The following is a 10388-nucleotide window of genomic DNA, read 5'->3' as shown; positions in this document are numbered from 1 at the left end:
CAACCGGATCCGCTATGTCATCGAGCGGACCATCGCGAACTTCAAGACCTGGAGAATCTTGCACACCGACTACCGGCGGCCGATCGCGACCTTTACACAAACCATCTCCACCGTCATCGCATTGCACTTTTACAAACTGGCCTCTGAATAAGCCTCGCCGTCCCCAGGTTCAGGTCCGGCAGTTGCTTCCCGCACTGGCTCCTGGAACGGCGCCGCCGGGCCGAGCAGGCCCTGATCTCGGTGGTCGCCACTGCCTACCTGCTCGGTGTCTCCACCTGCCGGGCCGAGGAACTCGCCGAGTCCCTCGGGGTGGCCCAGCTGTCGAAGTCCCAGGTCGGTGCGATGGTCAAGCACCCCGACGAGCAGGTTACCGCGTTTCGCAACCGGCATCTGGATCAAGGCCCCTGCGCGTTTGTCTGGGCGGACGCGCTTACCCAGAAGGCCCGCGAGGGCGGCCGCATCATCAACGTCCGCGCCCTGATCGCGGCCGGCCAGGAAGGGCCCGGAGGCTGGCGGTCTTCGTGACCCGGCCGTGGCGAAGGTTGCGGGGCGCGCGGCGGCGCAAGTGCGGGGCGCCCCGTATGGACCGGACGCCGTGCGGATCAGGGGCTGTGCGCTGAGTGCTTCTCGTGCTCCCGGGCGGGGGTGGGGTGTCGTTTCTGCACTGAGGCGGGGTGGGCAGGTACCGGTCAAGGACGTTGTGCTTTCAACCGCTGGATGTGACGGTCCATGTCCCTGCCACGCACTTCCCCCATTCCTCGTACTCCCCGCCCTCCTCATGCTGTGACCGCTGCGCTGCCTGCCCTCGGGGCGGGAAGCGTACCGGCAGAGGCTCTTCTTCGGGGCATGGGAGAAGTTCTGGGGCCGGTGGGGTCTGGCTGGGTGGCGGCAGTGCCTGTCGGCGCGGTGTTGGCGGGTGAGGTGTGGGTGGCCACCCAAGTCCGGTTCCCGGGTGGCGGGGTGGCGGCGTGTCCGGCGTCGCCGTTGCTGGCCGGGGTGCTGCGGCGGGGCGGGCGGAGGGTGCGCAGTGGGCCGGTGGAGGTCTTGCCGGAGGGAAAGGGGCAGGGGGCGCCGTTCCGGCTGCGGACCAGTCCCGTCCCCGGCGCCGGGGAGGCGGGCGCGGAGGTGGTGCTGGCGGCCGGGGCCCTGCGGGACGGGGACGGGCGTGCGGCGGGCGCGGCCGGGGCGGTGGTGGAGGCCTGGGCACGGGTGGTTGGGCCTCGCACGGTGCTGCTGGCCTCCCCCCGCTCGTTCTGCGCGGGCGTGGAATGCGCCATCCATACCGCAGAAGGCCTCCTTACCACGGTGGAGGACGGTGCGGTGTTCGTGCGCAAGCAGATCGTCCACGACACCCACGTCGTCAAGGACCTGGAGCGCCGGGGTGCGGTGTTCGTCGCCGAGTTGGACGAGGTGCTCGGGGGGGCGGCGGTGGTGTTCTCCGCGCACGGGGTGGCCCCGGCGGTGCGCGCGGAGGCTGCCGCTCGCCATCTGGCGGTGGTGGATGCGACGTGGCCGCTGGTGACCAAAGTCCACAGTGAGGCGCGGCGGTTCGCTGCGCGCGGCGACACCGTGATCCTGGTCGGGCACCGGGGGCATGAGGAGATTGAGGGCACCCTGGGCGAGGCGCCCGGGCAGACGGTGCTGGTGGAGAATGTCGCCGATGTGGCGGCTCTTGAGGTGGCGGATGTGTCGCGGGTGTCCTATTTGACGCAGACCACGCTGGCGGTGGATGAGACCGCCGAGATCATCGCCGCGCTCAGGGCCCGGTTCCCGGCACTGCGGGGTCCCGGCTCGGAGGATATCTGTTATGCGACCACTAACCGCCAGCAGGCGGTCGTCGAAGTCGTCAAGAGGTCGGATGTGCTGCTGGTGGTCGGCTCGGCGGATTCCTCCAACTCGGTGCGGATGGTGGAGGTTGCCCGCCGCAGCGGGTGCGCGGCGCATCTGGTCGAGGACGCGTCCGGTATCCGTCCGTACTGGGTCGAGAACGCTGCGACGGTCGGGCTGTCGGCGGGGGCGTCGGCCCCGCCCGCCCTCGTCGAGGACGTCCTTACCGCCCTGGGCGGCCTGGGGCCGGTCGCCGTGGCCGAGCACGCCACTGCCACCGAAACGGTCTCCTTCGTCCCGCCGACCGCTGCGAGGACGTCATGACCACGTCCTCCTCGCCCCGTGCCGTCTCCGGTAGCTCCGGTGTTCCGGCTCCTGATAGTGCGGCGGGCCTGGGACGGCGGTTTCCGCTGCTGGCGCGGGTCACCGGGCCGCAGGCGCTGCGGGCCCTGCCCGGGGAGGGCCTTCCCGCGCTGGCCGGTGAGATCCGTGCGTTCCTGATCGAGGCGGTGTGTGCGACGGGCGGGCATCTGGGCCCGAATCTGGGCGCGGTGGAACTCACGATCGCCCTGCACCGGGTCTTCGACTCGCCCCGCGACACGCTCCTGTTCGACACCGGCCACCAGGCCTATGTTCACAAGCTTCTTACCGGCCGCGCCGGGGACTTCGACCGGCTGCGGCAGGAGGGCGGGCTGTCCGGCTACCCGTGCCGGGCCGAATCCGCGCATGACGTGATCGAGAACTCTCATGCCTCCACCGCCCTGTCCTGGGCCGACGGCCTGGCCACAGCCCGCCACCTCGCCGGCGAGACCGACCGGGCGGTGGTCGCCGTCGTCGGCGACGGGGCGATGACGGGCGGTATGTGCTGGGAGGCGCTGAACAATATCGGCGCAGCCAGGGACCGGCCGGTCATCGTCGTGCTGAACGACAACGGCCGCTCGTATGCCCCCACCACCGGCGCCCTCGCCGCCCACCTGGGCGTGCTCAAGACCGGTGGCGGGGCGGAGGCCTGCCGCAATCTCTTCACCGACCTCGGCTTCACCTACTTCGGCCCCCTGGACGGCCACAACACCGCGGAGATGGAAGCCGTGTTGCGCCGGGCGCGGGCGCTGAGGCGCCCGGTGGTGGTGCACGTGATGACCGTCAAGGGCAAGGGTTATGGCCCGGCCGAGGCGGACGGGGCGGACTGCCTGCACGCCATCGGCACCGTCGCCCCGGCCACCGGCCAGCCGACAAGCCCCCCGAAGCCGTCCTGGACCTCGGTGTTCGGCCGCGAACTGCGTCAGCTGGCCGCCGAGCGGGACGACATCGTCGCTCTGACCGCGTCGATGCTGCGGCCCACCGGTCTGCACCCGATGCACGAACGCTTCCCGGAGCGGGTCTTGGATGTCGGCATCGCCGAGCAGCATGCCGTCACCTCGGCCGCCGGACTGGCCCTGGGCGGCCTGCACCCCGTCGTCGCCCTCTACGCCACCTTCCTGACCCGCGCGATGGACCAGGTGCTGATGGATGTGGCCCTGCACCGGCTGCCGGTCACCTTCGTCCTGGATAGGGCCGGCGTCACCGGACCCGACGGACCGTCCCACCACGGCATGTGGGACCTCGCTCTCCTGGCCGCTGTCCCCGGCCTGCGCATCGCCGCGCCCCGGGATCCCGAACAGCTGGCCGAGCTGCTGCGCGAGGCCACCGCGCACACCGACGGGCCGAGCGTGCTGCGGCTGCCCAAGGCCACCGCCGGGGGGGAGGTCCCCGCGCTGGCGCGGATGGACGGGATCGACATCCTGCACCGCAGCCCCGCCCGCGCCCTTAACGTCCTGATCCTGCCCACCGGCCCCCTGGCCACCACCGCCCTCGAAGCCGCCGTGGAGCTGGAGGAGCTCGGCACGGGGGTCACGGTCGCCGACCCCCGCTGGCTCCTCCCGATCAATCCCGCCCTCCCGGCCCTGGCGGCCCGCCACCGCCTGGTGATCACCCTGGAGGACGGCATCCGCACCGGCGGTTTCGGCACCACCCTCCTGCAGACCTGCCAGGAACAGGCCGTGACCACCCGCCTCATCCCGCTCGGCCTGCCCCGCGCCTTCCTCCCCCACGGCCCAAGAGAGGCCCTGCTGGCGCAGGCGGGCCTGACCGCGGAAGCCATCACCAACACCGCCCTGCTCGCCCGCACCGGCGCCCCCCTCCACCAGCCCCACCCCGGGGCCGACGGCCCGCACCGCGCCAACGACACCCCCACCCCGGCCCCCAGGAGGCAGCGGTGACCACCACCGACCTCGGCCTGCCCACCACGGCCATCCCCGCCGTCCCCGGGGCTCCGGCCCCTTCCGGGGGAAAGGATCCGGTGCGCCGCCGCCCCGCCCGCCAACTGCGCGTCGGCGATGTCCTGGTGGGCGGCGGCGCACCGGTCACAGTGCAGACCATGACCACCAGCCGCACCGCGGACATCGACGCGACGCTGCAGCAGATCGCCGCCGTCACCGCAGCCGGCTGCGACATCATCCGCGTCGCCGTCCCCTCCGCCGACGACGCCCAGGCACTCCCCACCATCGTGAAGAAGTCACCCATCCCGGTGATCGCGGACATCCACTTCCAGCCCCGCTACGTCTTCGCCGCGATCGACGCGGGCTGCGCGGCGGTGCGGGTGAACCCGGGCAACATCAAGAAGTTCGACGACCGGGTAGGGGAGATCGCCCACGCCGCTGCGGCCGCCAACGTGCCGATCCGGATCGGCGTGAACGCCGGGTCCCTGGATCCGCGGCTGCTGGCCAGGTATGGCCGTGCTACACCTCAGGCTCTGGTGGAGTCGGCGCTGTGGGAGTGCTCCCTGTTCGAGGAACACGGCTTTAAAGACCTGAAGATTGCAGTGAAGCACCATGACCCGCTCACCATGATCGCCGCGAATCGGCTGCTGGCCCAGCAGTGCGACTATCCCCTGCACCTGGGGGTGACCGAGGCCGGGCCCGCCTTCCAGGGCTCGATCAAGTCCGCGGTCGCCTTCGGTATCCTGCTCGCCGAGGGCATCGGGGACACCATCCGCGTCTCCCTGTCCGCCCCGCCGGTGGAGCAGGTCAAGGCCGGAGTGCACATCCTGGCCTCCCTCGGCCTGCGCCCCCGCAAGCTGGAGATCGTCTCCTGTCCCGGCTGCGGCCGCCTCCAAGTCGACATCCACCAACTCGCGGGCCGGGTCGAGGCCGCTTTCGACGGCTTTCCCCACCCGCTGCGCATCGCCGTGATGGGCTGCGTCGTCAACGGACCCGGCGAGGCTCGCGAAGCCGATCTGGGCGTGTCCTGCGGCAACGGCAAAGGACAGATTTTCCGCAAAGGGACGGTCATCAAGACCGTCCCCGAATCGAAGATCGTCGCCACCTTGCTGGACGAGGCCCTCCGCCTCACGGAAGACGCCGGGACCATCTCCGAGGCAGGCGGGCACCATGACTGACACCGTCCTCGTCGACCAACCCCTGGACCTGGCGGCGCTGCGCGCCGAAGTCGACACGGTGCTGCGCGGCTTCCTCGCCCACAAGGCCGCCGCGGCCGCCGCCCAGCGCCTGCCGCAGGAGGCAGTCCGTGCGCTGGAGGACTTCCTGGCCGCCGGCGGCAAACGCCTGCGGCCCCTGCTGTGCGTGACCGGCTGGCAGGCCGCAGGCGGCCACGGCCCAATCGCCCCGGTGGTGCAGGTGGGGGCCGCGCTGGAGATATTCCACATCTTCGCCCTCATCCACGACGACATCATGGATGATGCGGCCACCCGCCGCGGGCGCCCCACCCTCCACCACACCCTCGCCACCCGCCACGCCCACGGCCGCACGCAGGCCGGCGCAGAGCGTCTGGGCACCGGCGCCGCGATCCTCATCGGGGATCTGGCCCTGACCTGGTCCGATGAAATCCTGCACACCGCAGGCCTCACTCCTGCCCAGCTCAAGGCCGTCCTGCCCGTAATCAGCACCATGCGTACCGAGGTGATGTACGGCCAGTACCTCGACCTGCTCACCACCGGATGCCCCACCACCGACCTCGACACCGCCCTGCGCATCGTCCGCTACAAGACCGCCAAGTACACCTGCGAGCGCCCCCTGCACATCGGCGCCGCACTTGCCGGCGCCGACACCCGGCTCCTCGACGAGCTCACCGCCTACGCGCTGCCCATGGGGGAGGCCTTCCAACTGCGCGACGACCTTCTCGGTGTCTTCGGCAACCCCGCCGACACCGGCAAACCGGTTCTGGACGACCTGCGCGAGGCCAAGCACACCGCGCTCATCGCCCTCGCCCTGCAGCGCGCCGACAGCCGACAGGCCGGTATTTTGCGCCGGTTGGTCGGCGATCCCGACTTGGACGAGGAGAGTGCCGCCACGGCGCGTGGCATTCTGCGGTCCACCGGCGCGGACACCGCGGTCGAGGACATGATCCACGACCGCTACACGCAAGCAGTCCGCTCCTTGGAGGGCGCTGCGTTCACGCTCGCGTCGTTGCCGGTGCTGCACCAGCTGGCCGACAAGGCTGCATGGAGGACCGCATGATCCACCCACCCGGCAGTAAGCGCGTGCTCCTGGCCAACCCGCGGGGATGGTGTGCGGGCGTGGACCGTGCCGTGCAGGCGGTCGAGAAGGCGCTGGAGCAGTACGGGGCCCCGATCTACGTACGGCACGAGATCGTCCACAACAAGTACGTCGTGCAGACCCTGGAGAAGAAGGGTGCGATCTTCGTCGAGCAGACGGAGGAGGTCCCCGAGGGCTCCATCGTGGTGTTCTCGGCGCATGGCGTGGCCCCGACCGTGCACCAGGAGGCCGCGACTCGGAACCTCGCCACGATTGACGCGACCTGCCCCCTGGTGGCCAAGGTCCACAAGGAAGCGGTCCGGTTCGCCGAGGAGGACTTCGACATCCTTCTGATCGGCCACGAGGGCCACAAGGAAGTCATCGGCACCTCCGGTGAGGCCCCCGATCACATCCAGCTGGTCGACGGTCCGAAGGACGTCGAGAAGGTCGAGGTCCGCGACCCGTCCAAGGTCGTCTGGCTCTCCCAGACCACGCTCTCCGTCGACGAGACGATGGAGACGGTCGACGCCCTGAAGACCAAGTTCCCCGGCCTCATCTCTCCGCCCTCCGATGACATCTGCTACGCCACGCAGAACCGACAGCTCGCGGTGAAACAGATGGGCACCGAGGCGGAGCTCGTCATCGTGGTCGGCTCGCGCAACTCGTCCAATTCCAAGCGCCTGGTCGAGGTCGCTCTGCAGGCCGGATCCCACGCCTCCTACCTGGTCGACTTCGCCTCAGAGATCAACGAGGCCTGGCTGCAGGGCGTCTCCACGGTCGGCGTCACTTCAGGCGCCTCGGTCCCCGAGATCCTGGTCGACGAGGTCCTGGAGTGGCTGGCCGCCCGCGGCTACGCGGACGTGGAGACGGTGAAGGCGGCCGAGGAGTCCATCGTGTTCTCGCTACCGAAGGAGCTACGGCGGGATCTGCGGGCGGAAGCCACGGCACGGATCAGGGCATGAGGCAGACATGCCATGCCAGCGCTGCGACTACGTCCTCCACCTCGGGCGTCACCGCGGCCGGCCCGGCTTTCCAGGGCATCATCAAGCGGGCCATCGACGTCGGGATCTCCCTGGACGAGGGCATCGACGGCACCATCCGCGTCTGCATGTCCACCCACTGGCCGAGCAGGTCAAGGCAGGCTGCCACATCCTGGCCTCCCTCGGCCTGCTCCCCTCAGACTCGAGAGCCTCTCCTGCCCATGCTGCACCGCCTGGCCGAGACCACCACATGAGCACGACCGCAGGGTCGTGCCCGCCGCCCCGCGTGGCTGTGCGCGGACGTCGACCGCGCCGTGATTCCGATCGAGAAGGCCCTGGAGCGGTACGGGGCCGATCTACGTACGCCACGAGATCGTGCCCAACAAGCATGTCGTCCAACCCGTCCGGAAGAGATGAATTCTGATGAGCTCCGACACTGAACTCAACGAACTGGTGACCGCCGCCCTGGATCGCCTTCGTTATCCGTTTCCTGCGATGCTCAACCCGCTGGCCGAAGCGATGCAGCGACACACCGACCAGGTCTTGATCGATGGAGAATTGGCAGGAGTGGTGAACCGCCAGATCGCCGAGGAGTACAAGGCAACGAAAACCGCATACATGACTGGTTACTGGTATCCGACTGCCACTCGGGAACAGATGGAACCATTATGCCGGTTCATGCTCTGGTCGATGTACAACGACGATCTGTACGAGGGTGCGCCGGCCGAAACCCTCACGCATGCACGAGAAGCCTCCTTGGCAATCCTGCGCGGGGAATGCGACGCGCAGGACAGCGAGCTGCCGCTCAGGCATCAACTCGCTGCGATGCGGGCAGAATTCCTCAAATTCCTGCCTCCGGCAGCTCTGGAACGATGGGTGGCGCATCTCGGCCAATATTTCACAGCTGTCATCACGGAGAACGAGTACAGGGCACAGCGCCGCTACCCACATCCACAGGATGCCGTGCTCATCCGCGAACACTCGTTGATGGTCCACGCGTTCATCGACGTGATCGAAGTCCCCATGCAAGCAGCCCTGCCCGATCTGGTACACCAGAATCCCGTACTCCAGCGGCTGGAATCACTGGCCGTGCGCATCGTCGCCTACTTCAATGACGTTCAATCACTGCTGAAAGACATCAACACCAAGGATGACTACCTCAACCTCGTCCGAGGGGCCCAACACTATGCGGGCGAGAATATCTCCTTAGAACAGGCATGTGCCGTGGTGCGCGGCTGGCATGACCGCGACTTGAATGAATTCAATCAATTGCGGGCCGATCTTCCAGATTTCGGAAAATGGCAGACTGCTACAGCTGCCTACATCGACGGCATGGCGTTCCAGATGGCTGGATGGCGGGCCGTGCACGCGATCACCGGCCGCTACCGTCCCGCTTCCACTCGGGTCGACCCACACACCGGGGGTGTGTCAATTTGAAGGCCAAGGCCCGCAAGGAAGCTGTCAGCTGCTCGCATGGCGCCTTAGGCATCCTCCTGATCGGCCATGAGGCCACGAGGAGGCCATCGGTACGTCAGGTGAGACGCCCGACCACATCACGCTGGTACGCGTCGACGGTCTCCATCGTCTCGTCGACGGGGATGGCGGTCTGGCAGAGTCAGACCGCCCTTCGACGGGTCGCGGACCTCGACTGCGGCGACGTCGACCGGGCTACGCCACGTAGAACTATCGGCTCACCGTGAAGCAGAGGCCGAGTTCGTCATCGTGGTCGGGTCCAGGAACTCCGCCGCCACCGGCGCGCCCAGACCGGTCAACGACCGCAACCGCGCGGTCCGGATCATCCACCACAGGACTGCCAAGAGTGCGAGAGCAGAGAATGCAGCGGTGACGGTAGAAAAATCCACGATGCGCTCGTCCGATTTCGGAGTGCTGGAAGTGGGGCAGTTCTTCTGCCCAGTCGATCCGGTCATGCATCCGGATGCTGCGAAGACCCATGAACAGTCCGGACAATGGGCGCAGCATGTCGGTGTGGTGCGCACGTCCGCCGAACTCGACCGATGGCTGGCGTCCACGAGCGCTGACTTCTACGGAGGCATGGTCCCCCACGCGGATCCAGACCGATTTCAAGTAGCCGCGAACTGGGTGTACTGGGGATTTTCCTTTGACGACACACGGTGCGATGAGGTCCGTGCATCGCGAGAGGCCACGGGGCTGCTCCCGGTGGCACAACGAGTGCTACGCGTACTGGAAACCGAAGATGAGCAGGTGGCCGACAACGACCGGCATCTAGGGGCCTTGTGCGATCTGGCACGCTCGTACCGGCGCTTGGGCACGGCGGTGCAGACCGAGCGGTGGATTCATGCGCACCGGCGGTGGCTGTTCGCCGCGGCCACGCAACGGGCTCTCCGATCGGCAGCAGGAAAGGTCGGCGTGGACGACTATTTCCGCACCCGCCTGCACGACGCGGGCGGCCCGCCCACCCAGGCGATGTTCGAGTTCGCCAACGCGGCTGAGGTACCGGGGGCAGAAATGGACTCACCGCGAGTGAGGGCAGTGACCGAACTGTTCTGGATGATTCCCGCCTTGGACAACGACTTAGTCTCGCGGCATAAAGAGATCCTCGGGCACCAAGACGACTACAACGTGGTCAGTATCCTCTCCACCGCCTACGGCATCGATGAGGAGGAAGCCGTGAGCATGGCCACCGCGTGGCGGGACCGGATGATGGTGCTGTTCCTACGGCTCCGGGAACAGATCGCGGCAGGAAAGGCCTCCGCCGCGCTGCGTATCTACCTCGACAGCCTGGGACACGGAATTCGCGCCAACATCGACTGGAGTCTCCGCACGCCCCGCTACAATACCCTTTACCAACAAGACGGAGTGACCCCCTCTAAACATCTGGAACTCTGCGGCAGCTTCCGCGAGACCCCGACGGATTCCTCCTGTGCCCCCCTTCCGGTTCCCTCCCTGGCTTGGTGGTGGTCCCAGCTCGACTAGTGCTCGATTCCTCTTTGGCGGGGTAGGTATCGAGGTGCGGGGTGCTGATTCGGTTTACTCGGGGGCGAGTTGCTGTGCCGATGTTGCTGTCAGC

9 protein-coding genes and 4 pseudogenes are annotated in these 10388 nt (G+C 68.1%); 11 read left to right on the top strand and 2 right to left on the bottom strand.

The window, feature by feature from the left end; translation table 11 throughout:
- The first annotated feature begins 7 nt into the window (after nt 1-7).
- From IG74_RS54895 to IG74_RS0142365, 7 genes and pseudogenes are all read left to right on the top strand, one after another.
- Nucleotides 8-151, top strand: coding sequence for a hypothetical protein (locus tag IG74_RS54895; protein ID WP_420710040.1), 144 nt, complete (start codon nt 8-10; stop codon nt 149-151).
- A pseudogene (locus IG74_RS0142390) lies at nt 148-507 on the top strand (transposase); the annotation flags it as partial. The gene IG74_RS54895 and the pseudogene IG74_RS0142390, both read left to right, overlap by 4 nt.
- Nucleotides 508-1035: 528 nt before the next feature.
- Entirely contained in the window at nt 1036-2151 is a 1116-nt protein-coding gene (gene ispH, locus IG74_RS0142385) for a 4-hydroxy-3-methylbut-2-enyl diphosphate reductase (protein ID WP_267885639.1), read from the top strand.
- Complete coding sequence (locus IG74_RS0142380) at nt 2148-4085, top strand: 1-deoxy-D-xylulose-5-phosphate synthase (protein WP_063761344.1); 1938 nt, start codon at nt 2148-2150, stop codon at nt 4083-4085. The genes ispH and IG74_RS0142380 overlap by 4 nt, the downstream gene beginning before the upstream one ends.
- The gene (gene ispG, locus IG74_RS0142375) at nt 4082-5263 is read left to right on the top strand and encodes a flavodoxin-dependent (E)-4-hydroxy-3-methylbut-2-enyl-diphosphate synthase (protein ID WP_037827118.1); all 1182 of its coding nucleotides are present in this window, start codon (nt 4082-4084) and stop codon (nt 5261-5263) included. The genes IG74_RS0142380 and ispG overlap by 4 nt, the downstream gene beginning before the upstream one ends.
- The gene (locus IG74_RS0142370) at nt 5256-6341 is read left to right on the top strand and encodes a polyprenyl synthetase family protein (protein ID WP_030688671.1); all 1086 of its coding nucleotides are present in this window, start codon (nt 5256-5258) and stop codon (nt 6339-6341) included. Before ispG ends, IG74_RS0142370 begins: the two co-directional genes overlap by 8 nt.
- Entirely contained in the window at nt 6338-7321 is a 984-nt protein-coding gene (locus IG74_RS0142365) for a 4-hydroxy-3-methylbut-2-enyl diphosphate reductase (protein WP_030688669.1), read from the top strand. Before IG74_RS0142370 ends, IG74_RS0142365 begins: the two co-directional genes overlap by 4 nt.
- Here the strand turns inward: IG74_RS0142365 and IG74_RS54890 are convergent.
- On the bottom strand, nt 7311-7508 hold the full coding sequence (locus tag IG74_RS54890) for a hypothetical protein (RefSeq protein WP_051856574.1): 198 nt from the start codon (nt 7506-7508) through the stop codon (nt 7311-7313). The genes IG74_RS0142365 and IG74_RS54890 overlap by 11 nt on opposite strands.
- A gap of 101 nt (nt 7509-7609) precedes the next feature.
- On the opposite strand from IG74_RS54890, the pseudogene IG74_RS53860 reads away from it, so the two are divergent.
- The 3 genes and pseudogenes from IG74_RS53860 to IG74_RS54885 all read left to right on the top strand — a co-directional run.
- A pseudogene (locus tag IG74_RS53860) lies at nt 7610-7753 on the top strand (4-hydroxy-3-methylbut-2-enyl diphosphate reductase); the annotation flags it as partial.
- 9 nt (nt 7754-7762) lie between these two features.
- Entirely contained in the window at nt 7763-8776 is a 1014-nt protein-coding gene (locus IG74_RS0142355) for a terpene synthase family protein (protein WP_030688667.1), read from the top strand.
- A pseudogene (locus tag IG74_RS54885) lies at nt 8773-8903 on the top strand (4-hydroxy-3-methylbut-2-enyl diphosphate reductase); the annotation flags it as partial. The gene IG74_RS0142355 and the pseudogene IG74_RS54885, both read left to right, overlap by 4 nt.
- Here IG74_RS54885 and IG74_RS54880 read toward each other — a convergent pair.
- A pseudogene (locus tag IG74_RS54880) lies at nt 8904-9006 on the bottom strand (4-hydroxy-3-methylbut-2-enyl diphosphate reductase); the annotation flags it as partial. It abuts the pseudogene before it with no gap.
- Nucleotides 9007-9181: 175 nt separating this feature from the next.
- Between IG74_RS54880 and IG74_RS52560 the strand changes: the two are divergent.
- Nucleotides 9182-10294, top strand: a complete 1113-nt coding sequence (locus tag IG74_RS52560) for a terpene synthase family protein (protein ID WP_158858048.1) — start codon at nt 9182-9184, stop codon at nt 10292-10294.
- The last annotated feature ends 94 nt before the right edge of the window (nt 10295-10388 follow it).

This window comes from Streptomyces sp. NRRL B-1347 (genome assembly GCF_000720325.1).
Lineage (GTDB): Bacteria > Actinomycetota > Actinomycetes > Streptomycetales > Streptomycetaceae > Streptomyces.
The sequence above is the reverse complement of the archived record's forward strand: the minus strand, read 5'-3'. Positions and strand labels throughout refer to the sequence as shown.